Origin of the sequence: Arthrobacter sp. NPDC058130 (assembly GCF_042884475.1) — a bacterium.
Lineage (GTDB): Bacteria > Actinomycetota > Actinomycetes > Actinomycetales > Micrococcaceae > Arthrobacter.
The window spans coordinates 55287-79704 of the sequence record NZ_JBHVTV010000006.1; the positions used below are offsets into that span (position 1 = coordinate 55287).

22 protein-coding genes are annotated in these 24418 nt (G+C 68.1%); 7 read left to right on the top strand and 15 right to left on the bottom strand.

Features of this window, described 5'->3' with window-relative positions; translation table 11 throughout:
* Positions 1 to 107 precede the first annotated feature (107 nt).
* Positions 108 to 866, top strand: coding sequence for a FadR/GntR family transcriptional regulator (locus ACFVTM_RS12300; RefSeq protein WP_390203743.1), 759 nt, complete (start codon positions 108 to 110; stop codon positions 864 to 866).
* 203 nt (positions 867 to 1069) lie between these two features.
* Here ACFVTM_RS12300 and ACFVTM_RS12305 read toward each other — a convergent pair whose 3' ends face one another.
* From ACFVTM_RS12305 to ACFVTM_RS12335, 7 genes are read right to left on the bottom strand one after another with little or no spacing between them, the layout of a single operon-like run.
* Complete coding sequence (locus ACFVTM_RS12305; RefSeq protein WP_390203744.1) at positions 1070 to 2209, bottom strand: Gfo/Idh/MocA family protein; 1140 nt, start codon at positions 2207 to 2209, stop codon at positions 1070 to 1072.
* Positions 2194 to 2895, bottom strand: coding sequence for a ThuA domain-containing protein (locus ACFVTM_RS12310; RefSeq protein ID WP_390203745.1), 702 nt, complete (start codon positions 2893 to 2895; stop codon positions 2194 to 2196). The genes ACFVTM_RS12305 and ACFVTM_RS12310 overlap by 16 nt, the downstream gene beginning before the upstream one ends.
* A gap of 40 nt (positions 2896 to 2935) precedes the next feature.
* Positions 2936 to 3940: a sugar phosphate isomerase/epimerase family protein gene (locus ACFVTM_RS12315; protein ID WP_390203746.1), complete on the bottom strand. Its 1005-nt coding sequence runs from the start codon at positions 3938 to 3940 to the stop codon at positions 2936 to 2938.
* 11 nt (positions 3941 to 3951) lie between these two features.
* On the bottom strand, positions 3952 to 5118 hold the full coding sequence (locus ACFVTM_RS12320; RefSeq protein WP_390203901.1) for a Gfo/Idh/MocA family protein: 1167 nt from the start codon (positions 5116 to 5118) through the stop codon (positions 3952 to 3954).
* Positions 5119 to 5160: 42 nt separating this feature from the next.
* Positions 5161 to 6063: a carbohydrate ABC transporter permease gene (locus tag ACFVTM_RS12325; RefSeq protein WP_390203747.1), complete on the bottom strand. Its 903-nt coding sequence runs from the start codon at positions 6061 to 6063 to the stop codon at positions 5161 to 5163.
* Positions 6063 to 6965 (bottom strand): carbohydrate ABC transporter permease, encoded by a 903-nt coding sequence (locus tag ACFVTM_RS12330; protein ID WP_390203748.1) that lies wholly within the window; start codon positions 6963 to 6965, stop codon positions 6063 to 6065. Before ACFVTM_RS12330 ends, ACFVTM_RS12325 begins: the two co-directional genes overlap by 1 nt.
* Before the next feature lie 4 nt (positions 6966 to 6969).
* The gene (locus ACFVTM_RS12335) at positions 6970 to 8289 is read right to left on the bottom strand and encodes an extracellular solute-binding protein (RefSeq protein ID WP_390203750.1); all 1320 of its coding nucleotides are present in this window, start codon (positions 8287 to 8289) and stop codon (positions 6970 to 6972) included.
* A gap of 282 nt (positions 8290 to 8571) precedes the next feature.
* On the opposite strand from ACFVTM_RS12335, the gene ACFVTM_RS12340 reads away from it, so the two are divergent.
* Positions 8572 to 9633: a LacI family DNA-binding transcriptional regulator gene (locus tag ACFVTM_RS12340; RefSeq protein WP_390203902.1), complete on the top strand. Its 1062-nt coding sequence runs from the start codon at positions 8572 to 8574 to the stop codon at positions 9631 to 9633.
* 81 nt (positions 9634 to 9714) lie between these two features.
* On the opposite strand, the gene ACFVTM_RS12345 is transcribed toward ACFVTM_RS12340, so the two are convergent.
* Both ACFVTM_RS12345 and xylA read right to left on the bottom strand, forming a co-directional pair.
* Positions 9715 to 11259: a xylulokinase gene (locus tag ACFVTM_RS12345; RefSeq protein ID WP_390203751.1), complete on the bottom strand. Its 1545-nt coding sequence runs from the start codon at positions 11257 to 11259 to the stop codon at positions 9715 to 9717.
* Between the two features lie 19 nt (positions 11260 to 11278).
* Entirely contained in the window at positions 11279 to 12469 is a 1191-nt protein-coding gene (gene xylA / locus ACFVTM_RS12350; RefSeq protein WP_390203752.1) for a xylose isomerase, read from the bottom strand.
* A 233-nt stretch (positions 12470 to 12702) separates the two neighbouring features.
* Between xylA and ACFVTM_RS12355 the strand changes: the two genes are divergently transcribed.
* Genes ACFVTM_RS12355 through ACFVTM_RS12365 form a run of 3 tightly spaced genes read left to right on the top strand, consistent with a single transcriptional unit; the run spans position 12703 to position 16233 of the window.
* Positions 12703 to 13989, top strand: coding sequence for an FAD-binding protein (locus ACFVTM_RS12355; protein WP_390203753.1), 1287 nt, complete (start codon positions 12703 to 12705; stop codon positions 13987 to 13989).
* Positions 13990 to 13999: 10 nt separating this feature from the next.
* Positions 14000 to 15238: an ROK family protein gene (locus tag ACFVTM_RS12360; RefSeq protein WP_390203754.1), complete on the top strand. Its 1239-nt coding sequence runs from the start codon at positions 14000 to 14002 to the stop codon at positions 15236 to 15238.
* A gap of 2 nt (positions 15239 to 15240) precedes the next feature.
* Positions 15241 to 16233, top strand: coding sequence for an aldose 1-epimerase family protein (locus tag ACFVTM_RS12365; protein ID WP_390203755.1), 993 nt, complete (start codon positions 15241 to 15243; stop codon positions 16231 to 16233).
* A gap of 90 nt (positions 16234 to 16323) precedes the next feature.
* On the opposite strand, the gene ACFVTM_RS12370 is transcribed toward ACFVTM_RS12365, so the two are convergent.
* Positions 16324 to 17097 (bottom strand): DUF4386 family protein, encoded by a 774-nt coding sequence (locus ACFVTM_RS12370; protein WP_390203756.1) that lies wholly within the window; start codon positions 17095 to 17097, stop codon positions 16324 to 16326.
* A gap of 241 nt (positions 17098 to 17338) precedes the next feature.
* On the opposite strand from ACFVTM_RS12370, the gene arfB reads away from it, so the two are divergent.
* Positions 17339 to 17761 carry an alternative ribosome rescue aminoacyl-tRNA hydrolase ArfB gene (gene arfB, locus ACFVTM_RS12375; RefSeq protein WP_390203757.1) on the top strand — a complete coding sequence of 141 codons (423 nt, stop codon included), beginning with the start codon at positions 17339 to 17341 and terminating at the stop codon, positions 17759 to 17761.
* A gap of 151 nt (positions 17762 to 17912) precedes the next feature.
* On the opposite strand, the gene ACFVTM_RS12380 is transcribed toward arfB, so the two are convergent.
* From ACFVTM_RS12380 to ACFVTM_RS12390, 3 genes are all read right to left on the bottom strand, one after another.
* Positions 17913 to 18809, bottom strand: coding sequence for an SDR family oxidoreductase (locus ACFVTM_RS12380; RefSeq protein ID WP_390203758.1), 897 nt, complete (start codon positions 18807 to 18809; stop codon positions 17913 to 17915).
* Positions 18810 to 19033: 224 nt separating this feature from the next.
* Positions 19034 to 20029 (bottom strand): Gfo/Idh/MocA family oxidoreductase, encoded by a 996-nt coding sequence (locus tag ACFVTM_RS12385; RefSeq protein WP_390203759.1) that lies wholly within the window; start codon positions 20027 to 20029, stop codon positions 19034 to 19036.
* A gap of 1 nt (position 20030) precedes the next feature.
* Positions 20031 to 21245 carry a Gfo/Idh/MocA family protein gene (locus ACFVTM_RS12390; RefSeq protein WP_390203760.1) on the bottom strand — a complete coding sequence of 405 codons (1215 nt, stop codon included), beginning with the start codon at positions 21243 to 21245 and terminating at the stop codon, positions 20031 to 20033.
* 145 nt (positions 21246 to 21390) lie between these two features.
* Between ACFVTM_RS12390 and ACFVTM_RS12395 the strand changes: the two genes are divergently transcribed.
* Positions 21391 to 22422, top strand: coding sequence for a LacI family DNA-binding transcriptional regulator (locus ACFVTM_RS12395; RefSeq protein ID WP_390203761.1), 1032 nt, complete (start codon positions 21391 to 21393; stop codon positions 22420 to 22422).
* An 11-nt stretch (positions 22423 to 22433) separates the two neighbouring features.
* On the opposite strand, the gene ACFVTM_RS12400 is transcribed toward ACFVTM_RS12395, so the two are convergent.
* Both ACFVTM_RS12400 and ACFVTM_RS12405 read right to left on the bottom strand, forming a co-directional pair.
* Positions 22434 to 23027: a DUF1992 domain-containing protein gene (locus tag ACFVTM_RS12400; RefSeq protein ID WP_390203762.1), complete on the bottom strand. Its 594-nt coding sequence runs from the start codon at positions 23025 to 23027 to the stop codon at positions 22434 to 22436.
* A gap of 153 nt (positions 23028 to 23180) precedes the next feature.
* Complete coding sequence (locus ACFVTM_RS12405; RefSeq protein WP_390203763.1) at positions 23181 to 24413, bottom strand: ADP-dependent glucokinase/phosphofructokinase; 1233 nt, start codon at positions 24411 to 24413, stop codon at positions 23181 to 23183.
* Positions 24414 to 24418 lie beyond the last annotated feature (5 nt).

Sequence of the window (24418 nt, forward strand, 5' to 3'; positions counted from 1 at the left end):
ATAAAAACCATACGCCGCTCATCCTAAATTGGTCAACCGGTTGACATGTTTATTTCACAGATGGAAGTCTGCATGGTTCGGCGGGTCCGGGTTGTTACGCTTTGAAGGTGTCCGTAAATTCCGCCGCTTCAACGGCCAAAATAAGTGCCGCACTCGGTTCCATGGAGCAAGGCTCGGTTGTATCCGAGGTCGCGGAACGCCTTCTGGGGTACTTCACGAGCGGCGAGATCGCCGTCGGGACCCGACTGCCGGCGGAGCGCCAACTCGCCGCCTCGCTGGGGGTCGGACGCTCAGCGGTCCGTGAAGCCCTCGCAGCACTCGAGATCCTCGGGATTGTCATTGTCCGCCCGGGGTCCGGAACCTACCTTCGCGACGGCATCTCCGAACTCCTCCCCCGCACCCTGAGCTGGGGCCTCATGCTTGGCGCCCCTCGCACCCGCGAACTCGTGGAACTGCGCAGCGGACTCGAGGTTCAGGCCGGCCAGCTGGCGGCCCAGCGGATCACCGACGACGCCCTGGCCCGGATGCGCGAAAATCTGGCCACCATGGAGCACAACCTCGGGGACCTGGCAACGTTCGTGGAGGCCGACGCCGCCTTCCACCGCGAAATCGCCGCCGCCTCCGGCAACCAGGTCCTGCAGGAACTGCTGCAGAGTATCCGCTCGCTGCTGCGCATCTGGGTGGACCGTGCCTTGACGGACGAAGGGCACGCGGCGGCGGCCCTGGCCGAGCACCGGGAAATCTTCCGCGCGCTGGAATCGCGGGATGAGGCCGCCGTGACGGGAGCCATGCGCTCCCACATGGACACGGCCTCCCGGCGCCTCCTGGCCGGGTTCGACGCCGACCAGGGCTCCGCCGCAGACTGAAGCCGCCTGGCTTCCGCGCCACGCCTTCTTCCCTCCGCACCCTCCTCCCTCCCCCTTTGCCCCCCGGCGCGCGAAATCGCCGGAAACCTGCGAGTTCGCGGAAATTTTCCGGCGAGCCCGCAGCTTTCCGGCGACTTCGGCCGTGGAGGGCTGGGAGGGTGCAGCTGGGAGGATCGGGGTGGGAAAGTGCAGCCGGGCGGCGGCTACGAAATGGCCGCCACAGGAGACGGCGCGATGGCGACCAGTTCGACCGGGGCGGGCCGCGCTGCGGTGCTGGCGATCCGGACCGGCGTACCCGTGTGTGCCGACTCCAGCACGGACTCCATCACCTCCAGGGCGTGGAAGGCCAGGACACCTCCGGCCCGCGGCTCCTGTCCGGCCGGCGTGCGGATGAGGTCCGCGACGCCGAAGCCGCGCCCCGAGTCCTCATAGCCGGCGGAGACGGGAAGACTCTGCCAGTCCTCGGCGCCGAGGGCGAAGAGCTGCACGTCGCCGTCGAAGTGGTTGGGATCCGGGACCACCAGGGAACCGTGCTCGCCGTGGATTTCGATGTTGGGGCTCCTGGTCTTCACGGCGTCGAAGCTCATCACCAGCGTGGACAAGGCCCCCGAGGCGTGGACCAGGACGCCGGTGACGTGGGTGTCGATCGCCACAGGCACGTTCTGGCCAACGCGTGCGCCCGAGCCGATGGTCCGTTCGTCGCGGGTGTGGCTGGCCGCACCGATCACCGAGACCACAGGTCCAAGCAGGGTGACCAGGGCCGACACGTAGTACGGGCCCATGTCCAGCAGCGGCCCGCCGCCGGGCTGGTAATAGAAGTCCGGGTTCGGGTGCCAGCGCTCGTGCCCAGGCGTGACCATGGTGGCGGTGGCAGAGATCGGCCGGCCGATGAGCCCGTCATCGATGGCCTTCCGGGCGGTCTGGATCCCGGTGCCGAGCACGGTGTCCGGGGCGCAGCCAACCGTGACGCCGGCTGCCCGCGCGGCGTCGAGAACCTGCCGGGCCTCCGCGGTGGTTGCCGCCAGCGGCTTCTCGCCGTAGACGGATTTGCCGGCGGCGATCGCACGAAGGGCGACCTCGGCGTGGGCCGCGGGGATGGTCAGGTTCAGGACGAGGTCGACGTCGTCGGCCGCCAGGAGCGCCTCGACGGTGAGCGCCCGGACGCCGTCGTACGAGTCGGCAACTGCCTGCGCCCGGGCCGGGTCCAGATCTGCGACCGCGACCAGGTTGATGAGGTTGCTGCCCTGAAGTCGGCGGAAGCTCGCCAGGTACTGGGCGATGATGGCTCCGCAGCCGATGATTCCAACGTTTGTTGGCTGGTCTGGGTCTAACGGCTTGCCCACAGCAGGCCCCTTTCGATGATGGTGCGGACATTGCTGTCCTGGAGGATTTCGACGCGGTGTCCCGGGGTGCAGACGAAGATCTTGCCCTTGCCCCACTGCCGGGTCCAGATGGCGGGCGAGGTGACCTCCCGGTGCCAGGGGTCCCATTCGCGGACTTTCTGGGTGGTGGTGGCCAGGACGTCGATGTAGTCGTCGGCCAGGACCCAGTACTGCTCGGTGACGAGGTCGAAGTCGCCCAGACCGGCAGTGATCGGATGCTCGGCCGCTGCCGGGAGCATGTTGACCGTGTAGGGGACGTAGTTGTCCGGCTGCCCGCCGGTGCGCTCGTCCGGGTGCTTGCCCGGGTGGCAGGCAAACTGGCCGCCGATCAGGTGCAGGTAGTCGGAGGTGTTGCGGTAGGAATCAGCGATGCCGCCGTGCCAGCCGGCCAGGCCGGTTCCGTTCTCGACGGCGGCCCGGAGGCCCTCGAACTCGTCCTTTTCGATGGTGGACATGGTCACGCACTGCAGGATCAGGTCCACGCCGGCCATGTAGTCGGCGTCAGCATAGATCTTGGGCGATTCCTCCACCCGGACCTCATAGCCGCTGGCTTGCAGGTACGGGATGAACTCCTCGGTGGCCGCAACGGGCTGGTGCCCGTCCCAGCCGCCGCGCACCACGAGGGCGGTTTTTTGCTCGGTTGTCATGGGGTTCCTCTGTTGTTGGTTTGTTGTGGCCGGGGCCGGTTCAGCGGGCGGCGAAGGCGGCGTCGAACGCGGCCGCGGGCGGTGTGATCGTGGCAAGTTCCGTGACCAGGGCGAGGGCCTGCGGTGCGCCGACCAGGCGGTCCATACCGGCGTCCTCCCATTCGACGCTGGTGGGCCCCTGATATCCGATCGCGTTCAGGGTCCGGAATATCGGCTCCCAGTTGACGTCGCCATGGCCGGCCGTGACGAAGTCCCATCCGCGGCGCGGGTCGGCCCAGGGCAGGTGGGAGCCAAGCCGTCCGTTGCGGCCGTTGAGCTGGCGGACCGATTCCTTGACATGGACGTGGAAGATCTTGTCGGCAAAGTCCTGCAGGAACATTACGGGGTCCAGGTCCTGCCAGAGGAAGTGGGACGGGTCGAAGTTCAGGCCGAAGTTCTCCCGGTGGCCGATGGCTTCCAGGGTGCGCTTGGCGGTCCAGTAGTCGTAGGCGATTTCGGACGGGTGGACCTCGAGGGCGAACCGGACCCCTTCCTGGTCAAAGACGTCCAGGATCGGGTTCCAGCGGTCCGCGAAGTCCTGGTAGCCTCGTTCGATCATGGCGTCCGAGGCGGGCGGGAACATGGCGACGCATTTCCAGATCGAGGACCCGGTGAACCCGGTGACGGTCTCCACGCCCAGCCTGGCGGCCGCGCGCGCCGTGGTCTTCATGGCCTCGGCGGCGCGGGTGCGGACCCCTTCGGCGTCGCCGTCGCCCCACACCTGGGCGGGAAGAATGCCCTCGTGGCGCTCGTCGATCGGATCGTCGCAGACGGCCTGTCCGGTGAGGTGATTGGCGATCGCATGGACCTTGAGCTGGTGCTTGTCCAGGATGTCCAGCCGGCCTTGCAGGTAGGCGTCGTCCTCGACGGCACGCTGCGGGTCCAGGTGGTCGCCCCAGCAGGCGATCTCCAGGCCGTCGAAGCCCCACTCGCCGGCGAGCCGCGCCACCTCTTCGAAGGGCAGGTCTGCCCACTGGCCGGTGAAGAGGGTGATGGGTCGTGTCATGGTCTTTCCTCTCAGAGGGTGTGCCAGTGGCTGTTGTTGCCGGCGCTGGTTTCGATGGCGGCGAGGACTTTTTGGACCTGCAAGGCGTCCGCGAACGACGGCGAGGGCTGCTCGCCAGCGCCGATCGCGGTAACCAGGTCCACCACTTGGTGGGTGAATACGTGCTCGTAACCGAGGCCGTGGCCGGTGGGCCACCAGTTGCCGGTGTACGGGTGGGAAGGTTCCGTGACCATGATCCTTCGGAAGCCTGCGTCCGGCTCTTGGCCGGCGTCGTAGACGGACAGGGAGTTCATGTCCTCGAAGTCAAAGGCCAGGGAGCCCAAAGTGCCGTTCAGTTCCAGGCGCATCGCGTTCTTCCGGCCCAGGGCAAAGCGGGTGGCTTCAAAGATGCCGATCGGGCCGGAGGCAGCACCGTCGTCGGGCGTTCCGGCAAAACGCGCGGTGAACAGCGCGGCGTCGTCCACGGTGACCGGCCCGCGCGGGGCGCCGGCGGCGCCGAGTCCGCCCAGGCCCACCAGGTCCCCGGCCAGGGGCCGTTCGGTCACGAACGTTTCCAGCAGCGCCGAGACGCCGGTGATGTTCCGCCCGGTGATCCACTGGGCGGCGTCGATGCTGTGCGCCCCGATGTCCCCGAGCGCGCCGGACCCGGACTTGGTTTTGTCCAGCCGCCAGGTCAGCGGAGCGTCGGCGTCGCTCAGCCAGTCCTGCAGGTACTGGGCCCGGACGTGCCGGATCTGCCCGAGCCGGCCCTCGGCGACCATCCGCCGCGCCAGGGCCAGCGCCGGGGTGCGGCGGTAGCTGAACCCGCACATCGAGTACACGCCCCGGCCCGCCGCCGCGTCCGCGGCCGCGGCCATCTGCTCGGCCTCGGCCACCGAGTTCGCGAGCGGTTTCTCGCACAGGACGTGTTTGCCGGCCTCGAGCGCGGCGATGGCGATCTCGGCGTGCGTGTTGCCGGGAGTGCAGATGTCGATCAGGTCGATGTCGTCCCGCTCGATCAGCGCCCGCCAGTCCGTCTCCACGGAGTCCCAGCCGTACTTCGCCGCCGCGGCCCGCACCCCCTCCCGATTCCGGCCGGCAACGGCCGCCAGCTCGGGAGCGAGCGGGAGGTCGAAGAACCGCGGGGCGGTCCGCCAGGCGTGGGAGTGCGCGGCGCCCATGAAGGCGTAGCCCACCATTCCCACCCGCAAGGGTTTCGGTTCAAACACAACAAGTCCTCTCTATTTGCTGAAGCCGGCCGTGAGGCCGCTGAGCAGCTGGCGCCGGGCGATGATGTAGACCACCAGCAGTGGCAGCGTGGCGAGCACGACGGCGGCCAGCACGGCCGGGATGTTGACGCTGAACTCGCCCTGGAACGTCCACAGCGACAGCGGCAGCACCCGGGTTTCCGGGCTTTGGGTCAGGATCAGCGGGAACAGGAAGCCGTTCCAGACGTGCAGGGCATTGTAGATTCCCACCGTGATGACCGCGGGTTTGGTCATGGGCAGCGCCAGGCGCCACATCATGGCCCAGTCGGAGCAGCCATCCAGCCGCATCGATTCGAAGAGCTCGTTGGGCACGTCACGCATGAAGTTGGACAGGATCAGCACGGAGATCGGGATGGCGAAGGCAATGGAGGGCAGGATCAGGGCCAGCAGGGTGTCGTACATGTGGGCGCGCGTGATCATCCAGTAGATGGGGATGATCGTGGCGTGCAGCGGGATGGCCAGGCCCAACAGGAACAGGTTGTTGGTCCAGCTGAGGAACCTGCTCTTGCCGCGTACGATCGCGTAGGCGGCCATGAAGGAAACCAGGAGTGCCGGCACAACGCTGCCGACTGTGACGATCAGGCTGTTGGCAAAGTACCGGGCGAAGTCGTTCTCCACCACCAGCTTGTAGTTGTCCAGGGTGGGCTCAGTGGGCGGCATCATCGGGTTGGACGAGAAGAACCCTGCCTGGTTTTTCAGGCTTGTCACCACCACGTAGTAGACGGGGACGATGATGATGGCCAGCCAGAGCCAGCCGCCAAGGCCGCCAAGGAAGTTGGGGCGGGTCCGTCCCGGTCCCTTGGTCCGCGGGCGGGGCCTGGCAGCGGGGCGGGCGGGGGCCGAGGGCGGGACGGGGAGCTGGGTGATGGAAGCCATCAGGCACCTTCCAATTGGCTTGCGTTGCGGTTCTTGCCGCCCAGTCGCTGCAGCAGCAGGGCCAGTGCCAGCCCGATCGCGACGAGGATGACGCCGAGGGCACTGGCGGCGCCCATGTCATTGGCTTTGAACCCGGTGAGGTACATGTGCAGCGGAAGCAGCCGTGTGGCGTAGCCGGGACCGCCGCCGGTGAGGACGAAGACGAGGTCAAAGTAGGCCAGGGAACCGACCACCATGAGCGTGGAGGAGGTGATGATGGTGTACTTCAGCTGGGGCAGCGTGATGTTGAAGAACTGCTGGACCCGGCCGGCGCCGTCGATCTGCGCTGCCTCATACAGCGACGACGGGATCTGGCGCACGCCGCCTTGGTAGATCAGCGTGTGGAACGGGACAAACTGCCAGCCGATGACGAAGACGACGACGAACAGCACCAGGTCCGAATTGCCCAGCCAGTCCTGGGCCAGGATCGGCAGGCCGAGCCCGGCGCCCAGGCCGAAGTTGGGGTCCAGGAGGGCCTTGAACGCGATCGCGACGGCGGCCGAGGACAACAGCAGCGGCACGAAGTACAGGACGGCCAGGGCCGCGCGGTACTTCTGGCCCGCGGCGGTGAAGACCCCCAGGAGCAGGCTGATCGGCGCCTGGACGATGAAGGAGAAGAACATGATCTTCGCCGTCACCAGCAGGGCGTTGCCGGTCACGGGGTCCGTCAGAACGGTTGTCCAGCTGGACAGACCGTCCAGCTTGATCTCGCCCAGGCCGTCCCACGAGGTGAAGCTCAGGAACAAGACGCCCAGCAGCGGAATGATGGCGAAGAGCAGGAAGAAGGCAAGGGCTGGCGCGGCCAGCCACCCCGACGGGCCCGGTTGAAGGGCCCGCCGGGAGGAACCGGATGTGGTGGACACTGGATTACTTTCCGATCGTCGCGTTCATCGTGGCGACGAACTGCTCCGGGGTGATCTTCTTCAGGAAGATCTGGTCCAGGTTGGCCAGCATGGCGTCACCCTGCGCGGGGCTCAGGGCCTGGTCCCAGGAGAGCGTGAAGCTCGGCGCGTTCTTGGCCATGCCATAGACGTAGGTCAGGAAGTCCTTGTCCGGGGACGCGGCGAGCTTGCTTTCGATGCCCTTGACCACCGGCACGGCCCCGGAGTCGATCAGGCCCTGGATGTTGCTGTCCGAGAACATGCCGGACTTCACATACTCGAGGGCCGCTTTCTTCTGGCCGTCGGTGGCTTTCGAGGAGACGGACCAGAAGTTGGAGGGGTTGCCCACCACGTTGGTGGGGTCGCCCTTGCCGCCGGAGACCGTGGGGAAGGTGGTGTAGCCGAGCTTGCCGCTCTTGACGAAGTCGGCGGCGTCCTTCTTCATGCCCTGGTAGATCCAGCCACCCTGCAGGATCATGGCCGCCTTGCCGGTGTACAACAGGGCCTGGTCGGCGTTGCTGTCCGCCGCTATGGACGAGAAGCCGTTGGCGAAGCCGCCGGCGTCCACGAGCTGCTGGATCTTGGTCAGCGCCTCGGTGACCGCGGGGTCGGACCACGCGTCCGGCTTGTTGGCCGCGATGTTGGCGAAGACTTCCGGGCCGCCGATGCGTTCCACGAGGTACTCCAGCCACATCAGATCCGGCCACCTGGACTGGCCGCCGAGTGAGAACGGGGCAATGCCTGCGTCCTTGAACTTCGGCACCAATGCCATCAGTTCGTCCCAGGTCTTGGGAGCCTCGGCGCCCACCTTGGCGAAGACGTCCTTGTTGAAGTACAGCACCACAGGCTGCACGTTGTTGTTGGGCAAGGCGTAGGTCTTGCCGTCGATGACGCCGTTCTTCAGGACGGCCGGAAGGTAGCGATTCTGGACGTCGGGGTTGTCCTTCAGGAACGAGGAGAGATCGTCCACCTGTCCGGCGTCGACGTAGGATTTCAGCACCCCGCCGCCCCAGCCGTAGATGAAGGTGGGGCCCTGGCCGGCCCCGACGGCGGTGCGCACCTTGGTCTTGTAGGCGTCGTTCGCGAAGAAATCCAGTTTGATGGACGAATCCGGGTGGGCGGAGTTCCAGTCAGTGACGGACCGCTGCAGGACGGGCTGGTTGCCGCCGGTCAGCCCCCACATTGTGGCCGAGTCTGCGCTGGCGGCAGTTCCTGCCGGGCCGCTGGAACCGCAGGCGGCCAGGCTGATCGAAACTGCGGCGGCCGAGAGGGCCATTGCGGCACTGCGAAACGTACGATTTTTCATCTGGGATTCCATTCGTCCTCCGGGGTCTGCGCTGATGGCCCGGTTGTGGGAGTGGCAGCCCAGCCCTCGTGAGGAAGGCTGCGCTGCCGCTGCTGATGGGTGAAGCAAGTTTCGAAAAGTTTCGTAAAAGTTTGCGACTTCTGAAACTAAAGTAGTGGTGACACCAATCACAGTCAAGAGCGAAATCGGAACTCACAGGACATTAATGGCGAATGTACTTGACGCGCTGGGCAAACACGGTGAGACTTCTTCGTATCGAAATATTTCGAAAGTACAGGAGTCATCGTGTCACTAGTCCAGGGTTCCGGCAGGCCCACGCTTGCCGCCGTCGCCCGGGAGGCCGGCGTCTCCTCACCCACCGTCTCCAAGGTCATCAACGGACGGGAGGACGTTGCCGAGAGCACGCGCACCAAGGTCCTGGCGGCGCTTGAGCAGCTGGGCTACCAGTCCACGCACCAGCGCAAGCATGCCGAGGGCCGGACCGGGATCGTGGAAGTGGTGTTCGACTCGCTGTACTCCGCGTACTCCGTCGAGGTCCTGAACGGCGTGCTGGAGCAAGCCGCGTCCATCGACGTCCAGGTTCTGATCGATGTGACCGGGCACCCAGCGGCCATGACACTCAGCCCGGAGCGGCGGGCCCAGCGCATCCTGGATGAAGGCCGGCTCGGTTTGATTGTGGTGACGTCCGGTTTCAGTACGGCCCAGTTGAGCGCCTTCCGCCGGCGGCACATCCCGGTGGTGGTAATCGATCCGCTCAACCCGCCGCCGTCGGAGGTTGTCAGTGTGGGGGCCACCAACTGGGCCGGCGGCAAGGAAGCCACGGAGCACCTCCTCGGCCTCGGCCACCGGCGGATCGCCTACGTCGGCGGACCGGAATCGGCCGAATGCAACCAGGCCCGCCTCCATGGCTACATGGCAGCGCTCATGGCCGGCGGAGTCCAGGTCCGGCCGGACTACGTCATGCTGGACAAATTCCGCCCCGAACACGGAATCCGCTCGCTCAAGGCGCTCATGGCCCTCCCCGAGCCCCCGACCGCCATCTTCGCGGGGAGTGACAGCATCGGCCTCGGCGTCCTGGCCGAAGCCCGGCGTCACGGACTGCGGATCCCCGAGGACCTGAGCCTGGTGGGCTTCGACGGCACGTACCAGGCGGAGCAGTCCATCCCCGCCCTGACCACCGTGACGCAGCCGCTGCAGGAGATGGGCCGCGCAGCCCTGCGCGCCGTCCTCCGGCTGGCCAACGGCGAGGAGCTCGACTCACGACGGGTCGAACTGGCCACCCACTTGGTAGTCCGGGAATCGACGGCCCCTCCCGCCGCCGGGAACCCGGAGCCGGGCGCATAGCCGCGAACCAGACACCCGGCAGGTTCCGGCTCCGCTGTTGGCCGAGGCGACCGCACGCGCGGCGTTCCGGCCAGCAGCGGCTCAGTTGCCGGGGTCAATGTGGCCGCATGCCCTCAGGTAGTTCTGCCTAATGACCGGTTGGTAGTCCGGGGCCGGCGCGGCGTCCACCGCGACGGGCCAATCAGGACGGCTGCCGTGGTGGGCCCACGCCGCTTGGACAGCGGCACCCCGGGCCACGTACTCACCCGGGCTGGGGACCACTACCGGCAGATCGAAGACCTGGGCCGCGATGGCCTGCACCGCCGGATTCTGCACGGCGCCGCCGATCAGGAGCAGGCGTGTTGCGGCGCCGCCTTGCGACCGCAGGGAATCCAGCCCTCCGGACAGGCCGCAGAGCATGCCTTCGATGGCGGCCCGGGCGAGGTTGCTTCGCGTGCTGGAGGCAATGCTGAGCCCGTGGAAGCTGGCTTTGGCGTGGGGCAGGTTGGGTGTGCGCTCACCTTCGAAGTACGGCACCAGCACGACGCCCCCGGCGCCAGGTTCGGCCTCCAAGGCAAGGCGAGACAGTTCGTCGAAGTCCACACCGAGGATACCGGCCACGGAGCTGAGCACCCGGGCGGCGTTGAGCGTGACGGCGATGGGCAGATACTCGCCGCTGGCGTCCGCGAATCCCGCCACCGTTCCGCTGGGATCGGCGACGGCGCGGGAGGCCACCGAGAACACGGTGCCGCTGGTGCCCACGGACACCACCACGTCACCGGGCTTCGTCCCCAGCCCCAGGGCTGCGGCCGCGTTGTCCCCGGCGCCGGCGCCGAGCACGATCCGTTGCCCTGGCGCCGCCGTGCCGGGTCCCGCCGACCCTGATCCAGCCGCGCCGGGCAGTTCCGCCGCGCCGGATCCGAAGCAGCCGGGGTGGATCGCTCCGGCGGAGTCGCCGGGGCCAAGAACCCGGGGCAGGACCACAGTTCCTGGTTCCCCCGGCCCGGCGCTCCCGACGGCTTCCCTGGCGTCCCGGCCGAAGGCCAGTTTGAACAGGTCGAGGTCGTATTCCCCGGACGAGGGGCTCCAATAGCCCGTTCCGCTGGCATCCGAGCGGTCCGTCGTGAGCTGCTCCAGGTCCGGGCCCAGCGGGCTGGAGGCCGCCGGGCCGTAGCCACGCAGCCGCCAGGTCAGCCAGTCATGGGGCAGCGCGACGGCCGCCACCCGGTCCGCCAGGTCCGGTTCGTGGTCTCGGACCCAGCGGACTTTCGTGATGGTGAAGGAGGCCACCGGGACCAGCCCGGTCCGTCGGGCAAAGTCTTCCGCCCCCACTTCGTCGGTCAGCGCGGCGGCTGCCCCCGCCGACCGGGTGTCATTCCACAGCAGCGCCGGCCGCACCACCTCACCGGCGTGATCCAGCAGCACCATGCCGTGCTGCTGGCCCCCCACCGAGAGGGCGCTGACGTCCGCCAGCCCGCCGGCGTCGTCGAACGCTGCGGACAGAGCCCGCCACCAGTGGTCCGGTTGCACTTCCGTGCCGTCCGGGTGGGCGGCACGGCCCTCGCGGACCAGCGTGCCGCTGCCGGCGTCCAGGACCACCACCTTGCAGCTTTGGGTGGAGGAGTCGACGCCGGCAACGAGGTTCATGGGAGCAGCCGTCACGGGATCAGCGGGCGCCGAGCAGGTGCTCGATGAAGAGCTGCTGCAGCTTCACGAAGCCGAAGCCCTTGCCGCCGAAGTAGGCGTCGGCGTCGAAGTCCTCGTAGGAAGCACGGTCAGCGCGGAGCTGCTCGTAGCCTTCGCCCGGGTTCAGCGTGGGTTCGTTGATTTCTGCCACGCGCGAGGCCTGCAGCGCCGCCTGGACCTCGGGGTCGGCGCGGAAGGCCTTGGCACGTTCCTTGAGCAGGAGGTAGGTCTGCATGTTGGCGGCAGCTGAGTCCCACACGCCGTCGATGTCCTCGGTGCGGCTGGGCTTGTAGTCGAAGTGGCGCGGACCGGTGTAGACAGGACCGCCGTCGGGACCACCGTTTTCCAGCAGGTCCACCAGGGAGAACGCGTTCTGCAGGTCGCCGTGGCCGAACACCAGGTCTTGGTCGAACTTGATGCTGCGCTGGCCGTTGAGGTCGATGTGGAAGAGCTTGCCCTGGTAGAGCGCCTGGGCGATCCCGTGGGTGAAGTTCAGGCCGGCCATCTGCTCGTGTCCGGTTTCGGGGTTGATGCCCACCAGTTCGGGGCGGTCGAGCGTTTCGATGAATGCCAGGGCGTGGCCCAGGGTGGGCAGCAGGATGTCGCCGCGGGGTTCGTTGGGCTTGGGCTCAATGGCGAACCGGATGTTGTAGCCCTTGTCCGTGACGTAGTCGCCCAGCAGGTTCACGGCTTCGCGGTAGCGTTCCAGGGCGCCGCGGATGTCCTTGGCGGCGTCGTATTCGCTGCCTTCGCGGCCGCCCCACATGACGAAGGTTTCCGCACCGAGCTCTGCGGCGAGGTCGATGTTGTCCAGGACCTTGCGCAGGGCGAAGCGCCGGACGCCGCGGTCGTTGCTGGTGAAGCCGCCGTCCTTGAAGACGGGGTGGCTGAACAGATTGGTGGTGACCATCGGGACGACCATTCCGGTGGCCTTCAGCGCACCGGTCAGGCGGTCGATTTCGCGCTGGCGGTCAGCGGCGGAGCAGCCGAAGGGAAAGAGGTCGTTGTCGTGGAAGGTGATGCCGTAGGCGCCGAGGTCGCTGAGCCGGTTGACGGCCTCGACCGTGTCCAGCGGCGGGCGGGTGGCGGAGCCGAACTGGTCCTGGGCCTCCCAGCCGACCGTCCAGAGGCCGAAGGAAAACTTGTCTTCACGGGTGGGCTGAATCGTCATTGACTTCTCCGAGGGGTAGATGTGTTTGGTTCAGGATGAATTGTTCTACACACCAACATATTATGAATTTCTGTGGTGTCAACCACATGCCCGAGAAGACTTTGGAAAAATCCCATCGTTCTGTGGTCGATTTACATAGCGCATGGCGGACGCGACTGTTATGTTGTGAACAACAGCAAATAGCACCGCCGATGAGGCGACCACAGGCAAACACACAGGCAAAGAGGCCCGGAATGAAGGATTCAACCGCGATCGACCAGCTGGTGACCGAACGCAACTGGGCAGGGAACTACGGCTACCAGGCGGCGAAGATGGCCCATCCGGCCAGCATCGCGGAGCTGCAGGATGTGGTGGCCGGAGCCGGGAAGGTCCGGGCGCTGGGGTCCCGCCACTCCTTCAATGACATTGCGGACACCGCCGGGACCCAGGTGGTGCTGGACAGGCTCGACGCCGGCATCAGCATCGACGTCCAGGCCATGAACGTCAGCGTCAGCGGAGGCACGCGCTACGGGACGCTCGCGGCGGAACTCCAGCGCCATGGCTTCGGCCTCCACAACCTCGCCTCGCTGCCGCACATCTCTGTGGCGGGAGCTGTTGCCACCGCCACGCATGGCTCCGGCGACGGCAACGGCAACCTCGCCACGGCCGTGGCGGCCCTTGAGCTGGTCAGCGCCGATGGCACGGTAGTCACGGCCCGCCGCGGCGATCCCGACTTCGCCGGCATGGTGGTGGGACTGGGCGCGCTGGGCATCGTCAGCCGGCTGACCCTGGACATTGAGCCGAGCTTCGAGATTGCCCAGAGTGTCTTTGAAGGCCTCGACTGGGGCCAGGTCCTGGAAAGTTTCGACGCCCTGACTTCCTCGGCCTACAGCGTGAGCCTGTTCACCGACTGGAGCGGGGCGACCGTGGGCCAGGCGTGGCTCAAGAACCGCACGGACCGGGCCGTGCTGCCCGCCGGATTGCCGGAATTCTTCTCCGGCACGCCGGCCACCCAGGCCCGGCACCCGCTGCCTGGCGTGTCCGGAAGCAACTGCACCCAGCAACTCGGCGTTCCCGGGCCGTGGGCCGACCGGCTCGCCCACTTCCGGATGGAGTTCACGCCCAGCAAGGGTGACGAGCTGCAGAGCGAATACCTGATCCCGCGGGAGCATGCCGTGGAGGCCATCCGCACCATGCGCAGGCTCTCCGGCGTGGTCACTCCCCTGCTCCTGGTCGGGGAAATCCGGACCATCGCGGCTGACGAGCTGTGGCTCAGCCCCAACTATGGCCGGGACGGGATCGGCCTGCATTTCACCTGGCGCCAGGACGAGCCGGCGGTCAGGGCAATCCTGCCGCTCCTTGAGGCGGAACTGGCCCCGTTCGGCGCCAGGCCGCACTGGGGCAAACTTTTCCACGCCGACGCCGCCGGGCTCGCCCCGCTGTACCCCCGCTTTGCCGACTTCACGGCACTGGCCGGCCGGCTGGATCCGGCCGGAAAATTCCGCAACGCCTTCCTGGACCGCACGGTGTTCGGCCGCTGATAGTCTCACGATGATGCCTCCACGTACCCATGTTTCCGGCGCGGCGAGCGAGCCGGACCCGTCGCGCCGCAACAATTTGTCACTGCTGACTTCCCTCGTCCATCACCACGGCGTCCTCAGCCGGGCCCAGCTGACCCGGCACACGGGGCTGAACCGCTCCACCGTCGGCACACTGATCGGCCAGCTCGTCGCGCTGGGCCTGGTCTATGAAACGGCTCCCGCCGGCGAGGGCCAGGTGGGCCGGCCCAGTCCGGAGGTGCATCCCAGCCCGTCGGTTGCGGCGCTGGCCGTCAATCCGGAAATCGATGCCGTCACCATCGGCCTGGTCAGCCTCGGCGGGAAAGTGCAGAAGAAGATCCGCTTCGAAACCGAACGGATACCGAGCGCCCGGGAAGCGGTGAACATCGCCTCGGCTGTCATCGCCGGGATGCGCTCCGAACTGGACGCCTCGTACCGGATCACCGGCATCGGCATGGCCGTGCCCGGCCTGGTTAATCGCGACGACGGCGTCGTGCGGCATGCGCCGCACCTGGGCTGGCGCAATGAGCCGGTGGCCCGGATGCTGGCTGAGGCCACCGGATACCCGTGCCAGGCCTCCAACGACGCCTCCCTGGGCGCCGAAGCCGAGATGATTTTCGGTGCGGGCGCCGGGCAGGGGAACCTCATTTACCTCAACGGCGGCGCCAGCGGCATTGGCGGCGGGATCATCTCCGACGGGCAACTGCTCCGGGGGGCCTCCGGCTACGCCGGGGAACTCGGGCACACTTTTGTCCGCTCCGGAGGCACCACCTGCCACTGCGGCGCCACGGGCTGCCTCGAAACCGAAGTCTCCCAGTCCCGGCTCCTTGAACTGGTTGGCTTGAGCAGAGGCGACACTGCAGACCTCGAAGAGGCGCTCGCGAACAGCAGCAGCGCCGAGGTGAACGAGGAGGTGCTACGCCAGCTCCTGTATCTGGGGATCGCACTGCGCAATGCCGTGAACATTTTCAACCCGGAGGCCATAGTCCTGGACGGATTCCTGGGGACGCTGCATGCGCTCGCCCCGACGGCGTTGAACGAAGCGCTGCTCGCCCAGGCCATGGACGGTCCCGCGGGCCAGGTCAAGATCTACCGGGCCGCGCTCGGTTCCGACCTGATGATGATCGGGGCCGCGGAGCTGGCCTTCGCACAATTCCTGGCCGATCCCGCAGGCATCGGCACCGCCACCGCGCCTTCACCTGGACGCGCACCCGCGTCACAGACTGGCTGACCATGCAGAACCAAGCAGTGCAGAGGCAGCCCCTGCAGCACCATGCCGTGCAGAACCGGATCGTGTCCCCGATGGGCGAGCACTACGAACTGCAGGCCAAGCTGGGCGGCCGCCGCCAACGAGCCGTCGTGACGGAAATTGCCGCCAGCCTGCGCGCCCTCGAAATCGACGGCGTCGCCCTCCTGCAGGACTACCCCGCCGCGTCCGCACCGCCGTCGTGCGCGGGCTGGGTCCTGGTGCCGTGGCCCAACCGGGTGGCTGGCGGAACGTGGACCTACGACGGCGTCCCGCAGCAACTGGAGATCACGGAGCCGGCCAACGGAAACGCCCTCCACGGGCTCCTGTCCGGCGCCGCGTACAGCGTCGCAGACCGGACGACCGACAGCATCACGCTGGCCGCCGATGTCACGCCTGCACCGGGCTACCCGTTTGAACTCGCGACGGCGGTCCGCTACCAGCTCACCGAGGCCGGGGTGGTTGTCACCCACAGCCTGACCAATACGGGCAGCCGGTCCGCCCCGGTCGCCGTCGGGGCGCATCCTTTCCTCAAGCTGGGCGCCGTACCGACGGAGGACCTGACTCTGTATATCAATGCCGACACCCACATCGAAGTCGACCACCGGCTGAACCCGACCGGCGCCACCACAGCTGTCCGCGGAACCCGGCATGACTTCAGGGCAGGACAACGTGTGGGAGACGTCGCCCTCGACGACGCGTGGGGCGACGTCCGCAGGGAACCGGACGGCAGCTCACTGCACCATCTGGAAGCCCCGGACGGCAGCCAGGTGCAACTGTTCATGGATGCCTCCTTCGGCTATGTGCAGTCCTTCACCACCCGGATCTTCCCCAGCGACGACGGCGGCCTGGTTACGGCCGTAGCCGTGGAACCGATGACGGCTCCGGCCAATGCCTTCAACACCGGCGAAGGCCTGCGCTGGCTGGCTCCCGGGGAGACGTGGCACCTCAGCTGGGGTATCCGCCACCAGACGCCCTAAGCCCGCCGAAGTCGCCGGATACCTGCGAGGTCGCCGGAACTTTCCGGCGTACGGGCAGCGTTGCGGCGACTTCGGCGGTCAAGGGCCCCGCTACCGACGTCCCCTGCCGCCCGGCGCGTCCTTGCCGAACCATGCACTGGCCAGGAGCCACAGGGTCCACACGAGGATCAGCACAATCCCGGCCAGCGTGGGAATGGTGTTCGCCGGGGAAAAGCCTTCGGCCCCGATGATCCAGCCCTGGGCAAGGTAAGCCAGCCCGGAGAGTGCCATCAGCCAGCCGATCAGCCGGGAGACGCGGCGCGCCCCGACAACCACAACGCCGGTCAGGAGCAGGGCCGCGCCCAGCACGAAGCTCTGGTAGCTGCGCATGCCCCACTCCAGCCAGCGGATGCCCTCGGCGGTCGCAAACCGGGCCGCCTTCTCCGGTTCCGCGGCGGCGGCCCAGGCGTCCACGGCGTGCTTGAGTGCAACCCCGTCGACGGCTTGGAGCGCGGCATACAGTGCCAGCGCGGCCACCGCCGCCACTGCGCCAAAGCGGGCCGTCAAGGCCAAGGCGCCGCCCGGCGCTTTCAGGACCGCCAGCAGAACCACCAGCCCAGAGATGAGAAGCGCCATGCCGGCGAATTGGCCCAGGTGCACCGCGGTCCAGATGCCGCTGCGGGCGTACTCAGCGAAGGTCGCCGCGTGGTCGTTGGCGCTGGCGGTGTCGGCATGGAGCAGCCCGGAAATCACGGACACCGCGAAGCCGGCGAACGCCAGCGTAGCGGCGAGGCGCAACGGCCCGCGCGTCGGCCGCAGGCGCTCTGGTTGGTCCGAAGCCGTTGGCCCCGGGCGCTGACTGTCTGCTGTGCCGAACTCTTCCATGCCGAACTTTTCCATGGGAATCGCCCGCTCCATGCTGACGTGCGGGGCGCGATGCGTGCCCTAAGCGCAGGCTACGCCGATCGCGCCGGCGAAGCCACGGCACGGCGCCCTGGGTCCGCGCCCGGCGCCGTGGGCCCGCGAAGTCGCCGGAAACCTGCGAACTCGCCGGAATTTTCCGGCGAACGGGCAGCTTTCCGGCGACTTCGGCGGTGCGGGGCCCAATCCGTGCAACGCTAGAGGCATGGACCTGGAGGTATCGCCCGCGCTCACGATTCCCGCGTCGGAACTCGGCTGGCGGTTCTCGCGTTCGTCCGGGCCGGGCGGCCAGCATGTCAATACCTCGGACAGCCGCGTCGAACTCTCGTGGAATGTCGCGGGCTCGGCGGCGCTTTCGGATGGCCAGCGGCTGATGCTGCTCGCGCGCCTCGGATCACGGCTGACCGGCGGGGTGATCACCGTGACTGCCTCCGAGCGGCGCTCCCAGCTGCGCAACCGCGAGCTCGCCCTGGCCAAGCTCGCCGGCCTCGTGGCGGAGGGCCTTGCCCCGGACGCTGCCCCGCGCCGGCCGACCAAACCCACCCGGGGCTCGAACCGCCGTCGCCTCGCCGCCAAGGAACAGCGGGCGGCGACGAAACGGCAACGGCAGCGGCCGTCCGCCGAGTAGCGCCGCCCGGCCGGCAATTTTGCCCAGGCCCGCGTCCGGCCACCGGAGGCCCCTACGGACGACGACGACGGGACCGCCCGCCGCCGTCGTCCCCTACCCGAGCGTCCCCCGCCCAAGCCTCGCGTCGCCGCGCGACTATGGGCTTCGCTCGTCAGTGGCCCAGCTGCGCTGCGAAGCGCGCGATGGCGTCTTCCGGGGTGGGCACCGGTCCGAAGAGCTCGGCCTGGCGGCTGGTATTTGCCACGTAGCGGCCGGTATTGAACCAGGCCGCCATGGCGCCCATGTCGCTCATGAGCGGGGCGGACTTTCCCGCTACCTTGCCGACGGCCCGAAGGAGCCCGGCGGGCATGGACAGGACCCTGATTTTCTTGTCGGTCCGGCGCGACGCCAAAGCGGCGCAGTCCCGCATGCTGATCGGGCGTGTCCAGCCGAGATCGATGCGTTCCCCGGCGGCGATGTCCGCGTCGACGGCGTCCGCGAGGTAGGCCGCGAGGTCGCCGGTCAGCACGAACGTCAGCGGGACGCTTTTGGAGCCGAGCCAGATGATGCGGCCCTTCTCGAACGGGTCACCGCCCATCCGGGCCACCTGGTCGAAAAATGCTCCGGGGCGCAGCGCGACGAAGGGGACGCCGAGTTCTTCGAGTTTGTCCTCGGCGAGCTTCTTGTGCCAGAAATGCGGCACGTCGGGTGTCTGGTCACTCGTGAGGATGCTGGTGAGCACGAAGCGCGGCACCCCGGCTTTGCTGGCGGCGATGGCGAGATTGGCGTTGCCACGCGTGTCGATCTCGAGGGCGTTCTTGTTCTTCCCGGTGTAGCCGGCCGCCGTGGTGATGACCGCCGCGGCGCCGGTCATCGCGGAGACGAGCGAATCAAGGTCGAGCATGTCGCCGCGTGCTATCTCGACACCCTTGGCCTCGAGTTTGCCTGCATCTGAGGCCGGGCGGACCAGCGCGCGCACTTTCTTGCCCTTGGCCAGAAGCCGGTCGACGACCTGGCCGCCGAGATGTCCCGTTGCGCCGACTACCAGGACAGGTTCTTGTTCGGGCATTGTGGCTCCTAGTTATTGTCAGTGCAGAGATGCTGAGTGGACGGCCCCTACCTAAAGGCAGGGTAGCCCTTTTTGCCGCGGTGGTCGCCGCAAAAGCAGCCCGCGCGCTCCTGGCTGTTGAACAGGCTGCCGCCTTTAGTCCGGGAGCGCAGCGGGGCCGGCCCTTGGCCCGGCCCCGCTGTGCTGTTCCGCGCTGCGCTGTGCTGTGCCGCGGGGAGACAGCCCTAGTACTCGATCCGCTCGGACCGGCCCGTGCGCAGCGAGCGGGTGGCGGCCTCCGCGATGGCCTGCGCCTTGAGCCCGTCATCGAGCGACGGCGCCAGGGCAGCTCGGCCCTCCACCGCGGCAACGAAGTGGTCCAGGGCCGCGGCGTAGGTGGGCTGGACGCGTTCGAACCAGCCGGGGTGGAGCCCGTCGTCGATCACCTGGCCGGCGCTGTAGCGTGACACGGCTCCGGTGCGGCGGCGACCGGCCTCGATCAGGCCGGCCGAGCCCATGACTTCGATCCGCTCGTCATAGCCGTAACCGGTGCGCCGGGCGCTGTCGATCTGCACCAGCGCACCGGTGGGCAGCCGCAGCGTGACAGCGGAGGTGTCGACGTCGTCGTACTCGGCCAGGCCGGGATCTGCCAGGGCGGACCCCGCCGCGAAAACTTCCACCGGGTCCAGCCCGGTGAGCCAGCGGGCGAGGTCGAAGAAGTGCACGGTCTGGTCCCGCATCTGGCCGCCGGACGTGGCGATGTAGGACAGCGGCGGGAGGGACGGGCCCCGAGTGGTGAGCTGGAGGAGTTCGACGTCGCCGATCCCGTCGGCGTCGATGATCCGCTTCAGTTCGGCATAGTCGCGGTCGAAGCGGCGGTTGAAGTCGACCATGACCGGCACGGCGCGCCCGGCGGCGTGGGCGGCCGCCTCCCGGGCGCGGTCAAGGTCTAGGTCGATCGGCTTTTCGCACAGCACGGCCAGGCCGGCGTCGGCGGCGCGGACCAGGTGCTGGGCGTGCGTGTCGGTGGAAGAGGCGATAAACACCGCGTCATTGTGTTCAGGATCGAACACCTCGTCCAGGTCCGCCGCGGCGACGGCTCCGTGCGTATAGGCCAGGGCCTTGGCCCGGTTCTGGTCGATGTCATAGACACGGGAAAAGTCGACGCCGGGATGGGCGGCGAGGTTGGCGGCGTGGACGGAGCCGATGAAACCGGCCCCTAGCAGAGCGAAGCGCAGCATGTCAGTGTCCTGTCGTGAGAAGGGCCGACTTCGGCGTGATCCAGCCGGCGTCGTTGGTGTGCGAGGCGGCCACCGCTTCGACGAACTGGACGCCGATCAGGCCGTCGCGCCCGGTGGGGAAGCTCAGTTCGCGGGTCGGCGGCGTTTTTCCGTCCAACACAGTTCCGTCCAACCGTGTTCCGTCGCGGCGGGCGCGGAGCTCGTCGGCGAGGTCGCGGTAGAAATTGGCGAAGGCCTCGAGGAAGCCCTCGGGGTGGCCCAGGCCCACCCGGGTGAGGCGGGTCGCGTCCTCGGAGAGTGTGCTGAGCCCCTGGGTGAGGACCGTGGTGGTGCCGTCGAGGTCCTGCAGCGTTAGGTGGTGCGGGTCCTCGTGCTGCCACTCGAGGCTGCCCTTTTCGCCAAAGACCCGGATGCGCAGGCCGTGGTTGTGTCCGGTGGCGGCCATGCTGGCCCACAGCCGCGCCGGCACGCCGCCGGAGAGGTCCATTTCCACCGTGGCGTGGTCGAAGACGCGGCGCTGGGGCACGAGGGACCTCAGCCGTGCGGAGAGCCGCTCGGCGTCGAGTCCGGTGATGTAGCGCAGCAGGTGGTAAGCGTGGGTGCCGAGGTCGCCCACCACGCTGGGGAAGCCCGCGACGTCGGGGTCGGTGCGCCAGGACGCCTGCTTGTGCCCGAGCAGCTCCAGCGGCGTCGCGGCCCAGCCGGAGGCGTGTTCGACGTCGACGAACGTGACGGCACCGAGCTGGCCGTCGCGCACCAGCCGGGCCGCGTGCCGGACCATGGCGTAGGCGGAGTAGCAGTGCGGGACGGCGAGCACGGCGTCGTGCTCAGCTGCGATCCGCACGAGTTCCGCGGCGGTGGCGGAATCCTGCGTCAGGGGCTTTTCGCAGACCACCGAGATCCCGGCTTCCAGGAAAGTGCGGGCGATCTCAAAGTGGCTGTCGTTGGGGGTGGCGACGGCCACCACGTCGACGCCGTCCTCGCGGGCGGCCTCGGCACGCGCCATCTCGCCGTAGCTGGCGTAGGCGCGGTCCTCCGGGATGCCGAGTTCCGCCGCGAGGGCGGCCGAGCGGCCGAGGTCCCTGCCGAACACACCGGCCAGGAGGTCGAACTGCCCGTCCAGCCGCATCGCATACCGATGCGTCTTCCCGATGTCGGCGCCCGCGCCGCCGCCGACCATCCCGGCGATGAGCCGCCCGGACTGTGGTGCACTCATAACTTTTCCTCACTGCTGGACAAACACTTGGATGGCGCCCACTTGGATGACTACTTGGACAAACACTTGGACCGGTCCATAATGGACGTTGTCGGGATCACTCGTCAACCCCTTATGCTGAGACGGCATCCAGAGGAGGAGCGCCATGAACCACCCGCCGGCCCCCGGCCCACCGCCCCGCCAGCCCACAATCCGCGACGTCGCCGAGCGCGCCGGAGTGTCCAAGTCCCTCGTGTCCCTGGTGCTGGGCGGGTCCTCGAACGTGGGCGCCGGCCGCCGGCAGGCCGTCCTGGACGCGATGGCAGAGCTGGACTACAAGCCCAACCAGCTGGCCCGCGGGCTTTCAAGCCCGCACAGCGGCACCGTCGGAGTGCTGCTCAACGACCTCCGGAATCCCTGGTTTGTGGAGCTCCTCGAAGGCCTGAGCGCGACGCTGCACGCGGCCGGCGTCTCCCCCGTCCTCGTCGATTCCTACACCGGCCACCGGGTGGGCCGCCGTTCCGTGGACACGCTGCTCGAGCAGCGCATCGACGGCCTCGTCGTCGTCGGCACCACCCCGGAAGAGGCCGCCCTGAAGGCGGCCATTGCCAGCGTGCCGGTGGTCCTGGCCGGCACCCGGGAACCCGCGCTGCCCGGCGCGGACATCGTGGTGGACGACGACGCCTCCGGCGCCCGACAGGCGGCCGAGCACCTCATTGGCCTTGGCCACCGGCACATCGCCCACCTTCAGGGCCCCGGCGAGATCGGCCGGCTGCGGCGGGAAGGGTACGAGGACGCGATGCGCAACGCCGGGCTTGCCCCGCAGGTGGTGGCCGGCGGCATGAGCGAGGAAAGCGGGTACGACGCCGCCCGCCGCCTGCTCGCGGGACCACAGCGGCCCACCGCGATCTTTGCCTTCAACGACCTCGCCTGCATCGGCGCGCTCTCGGCTGCCGCCGACCAGGGCCTGACCGTGCCGGGCGATCTCTCACTTGTCGGCTACGACAACACGTACCTCGCCCGCATCCGACACCTGTCCCTGACCTCGGTGGACAACGGCAACTTCGCCGTGGGCCTGCAGGCGGGCAAATTCATCCTGGAACGGCGGGAACACCGGGATCTTCCGCAACGCCTGCACCTCGTTCCGACACAGCTGGTGGTGCGCGGCTCCAGCGGGCACGCCCCCGACGGCGCCTAGCTAAACGTCGCTTAGCCGGCTCCGTTCCAGAGCCGCCGCCACCAGGGCTGCTCCGGGGCCGGCTCGGGCGGGGCAGCGGCTGCCGCGGCAGCCCGGCGGACCCGCCAGCGGTCCAGTTCGACGTCGACGTCCCGCGTCTTGGTCACGACGGGCGGCCCGCCCTGGAGCTGCCGCCGGGCGTCGATGACCCGGGCGTTGAAGTCCTCCACGATCTCGCGCACCTGCTTTTCGCTGAACAGGGCATCGAGCCGGGCATCGAGCTCGGCGTCCTCGGTGCGGAGCAGGATCGCCTTCGGGCCCAGGCCGGAGATGTGCTCGCGCTGAATCAGGCCCTTGACCCACCAGTCCGGATCATATGCCTCGCCCAGGCCCGGAATGGGTTTGCCGGCGTACTTGAGGTTGTCGAACTTGCCCTGTGCCATGGCGTCGCGGATCAGGTATTCGGCCTTGGCGGCGTCGTCGATCCTGGCGCGCTTTTGCCGGAGCTCTTCCTCGGCGGCGTTGACCGCGTCGTTCTCCTGGGCGGTGCTGCCCGAGGCCCGAACGGCTCGGAGTTCCGCGGCACGCTCCACCCGGCGCCGGAACGCACTGCTGGAACCACTCACGCCGCTGCTCATCAGCCACCACCGTCCTCGCCCGGAATCGCGGATCTGCCTTTCCAGTATGAGGAACAGCCGGGCGGTGGCAAAAGGCCCCACGGCGATTTCGCTCAGGCTTCCCGCGGGGCTTGAGGCATACCGGCCCGGATGGTCGCAGCGTCAAGCCCTCGAGGAGACCGGAACGTTTGTCGCGTCAGAGGTGAACTCCGTCGATCCCAGCGCGGCGATGAATCCGCCAACGAACGAATCACCCAGGCCGATGGTGGTGGGGACGGCCGGGCTGAGCGCCAAGGCAGGAAGGCAACGGACCAGGTGCCCCAGCCGCTCCTCGATCGCCACGCTGAATTCCGCTCCGGCCCGGTTCGCCGGCATCTGCGCCACGGCCTGGTAGTCGGCGGCCGTGAAGTCATCGCCGTGGCAGAACCGGGTGCTGGCCATGGTGATGCCTCCTTGGAGGCTGGCCGCGAAGCCGGCGGCATCCTGCCCTATCGCGGCGGACCAGTACTTGGTGTGGACCACGAGTGTTCGGGCGGGCACCACCGCCCGGAGCCGGATGAGTGCCCACTCCATCTCCGCGGCGTCGAGGAGATCGAGCTCGCGGCCCAGATACGCCTGCATCTCGTCCTCGTTCAGGCTGTAGACGTCCACCGTCGCCGCCATGGCGTCGCGGACACGGTCCCCGAATTCCGGGAGGTGGAACCCCGCATCCTCGTAAACCACCCGGGCGCCGGGGGCGAGTCTCCGGATCAGCCGGCGCAGTTCCTGCAGCCGTTCCTCCAACGCGGATGGATCATTCATGACGTTGAGCCCGGAGACGAGGAAGACGTCGGCGGTGTCCAGCAGGCCGCCGAGCTGATCGCTGAGCAGCATTTCCGTGTTGGGAGGGTCGTTGGTGTAGATGACCCGGTTGGGGTGCGGCGCCCGCAGGACCACGTCGCCCAACCGCACGGCGTCGCCCTGGCTGAACTGCACGATCAGGTGCGGATCGGTCGAGTCCCGGGCTGCGCTGCAGACGTAACGACAGTCCGCCGGCAGCAGCCGGCGGACGTCGTCGTCGATGCTCACCAGATGCACAGTGCTGGGGACGCCGATCTTGGACATGGCCAGGGCCGCCCTGACCGGGGTGCCGCCCAGCGTGACACGCTTCTCGAATCGGGCAGCGAACGCCTCGACGACGTCGGAGGAGGCGATGAACCGCTCTCCCCCGACGCCGTCGTGCAGGAATGCGAGCAGGGTGACCGTCAGGTCGCGCTCGGTTTGAACCGGAATCGTCCGGGACAGCTCCTCCAGACGGATCCCGTAGGCCGCCACCAATTCATCCATGACGGCCGAGTCCCACCTGATTTCGTAGTCGACCGTTCCGCCGAGCCCCAGCACCACATTCTGCGTCATGGCCG

Coding starts and splice junctions, on each gene's coding strand:
- ACFVTM_RS12345 (WP_390203751.1), bottom strand. CDS start 11,259: ATGAACCTCGTTGCCGGCGTCGACTCCTCCACCCAAAGCTGCAAGGTG.
- ACFVTM_RS12395 (WP_390203761.1), top strand. CDS start 21,391: ATGAACCACCCGCCGGCCCCCGGCCCACCGCCCCGCCAGCCCACAATC.
- ACFVTM_RS12355 (WP_390203753.1), top strand. CDS start 12,703: ATGAAGGATTCAACCGCGATCGACCAGCTGGTGACCGAACGCAACTGG.
- ACFVTM_RS12360 (WP_390203754.1), top strand. CDS start 14,000: ATGATGCCTCCACGTACCCATGTTTCCGGCGCGGCGAGCGAGCCGGAC.
- xylA (WP_390203752.1), bottom strand. CDS start 12,469: ATGACGATTCAGCCCACCCGTGAAGACAAGTTTTCCTTCGGCCTCTGG.
- ACFVTM_RS12320 (WP_390203901.1), bottom strand. CDS start 5,118: ATGGTGGGCTACGCCTTCATGGGCGCCGCGCACTCCCACGCCTGGCGG.
- ACFVTM_RS12405 (WP_390203763.1), bottom strand. CDS start 24,413: ATGACGCAGAATGTGGTGCTGGGGCTCGGCGGAACGGTCGACTACGAA.
- ACFVTM_RS12370 (WP_390203756.1), bottom strand. CDS start 17,097: ATGGAAGAGTTCGGCACAGCAGACAGTCAGCGCCCGGGGCCAACGGCT.
- ACFVTM_RS12390 (WP_390203760.1), bottom strand. CDS start 21,245: ATGAGTGCACCACAGTCCGGGCGGCTCATCGCCGGGATGGTCGGCGGC.
- ACFVTM_RS12325 (WP_390203747.1), bottom strand. CDS start 6,063: ATGGCTTCCATCACCCAGCTCCCCGTCCCGCCCTCGGCCCCCGCCCGC.
- ACFVTM_RS12315 (WP_390203746.1), bottom strand. CDS start 3,940: ATGACACGACCCATCACCCTCTTCACCGGCCAGTGGGCAGACCTGCCC.
- ACFVTM_RS12380 (WP_390203758.1), bottom strand. CDS start 18,809: ATGCCCGAACAAGAACCTGTCCTGGTAGTCGGCGCAACGGGACATCTC.
- ACFVTM_RS12385 (WP_390203759.1), bottom strand. CDS start 20,029: ATGCTGCGCTTCGCTCTGCTAGGGGCCGGTTTCATCGGCTCCGTCCAC.
- ACFVTM_RS12365 (WP_390203755.1), top strand. CDS start 15,241: ATGCAGAACCAAGCAGTGCAGAGGCAGCCCCTGCAGCACCATGCCGTG.
- ACFVTM_RS12335 (WP_390203750.1), bottom strand. CDS start 8,289: ATGAAAAATCGTACGTTTCGCAGTGCCGCAATGGCCCTCTCGGCCGCC.
- arfB (WP_390203757.1), top strand. CDS start 17,339: ATGGACCTGGAGGTATCGCCCGCGCTCACGATTCCCGCGTCGGAACTC.
- ACFVTM_RS12310 (WP_390203745.1), bottom strand. CDS start 2,895: ATGACAACCGAGCAAAAAACCGCCCTCGTGGTGCGCGGCGGCTGGGAC.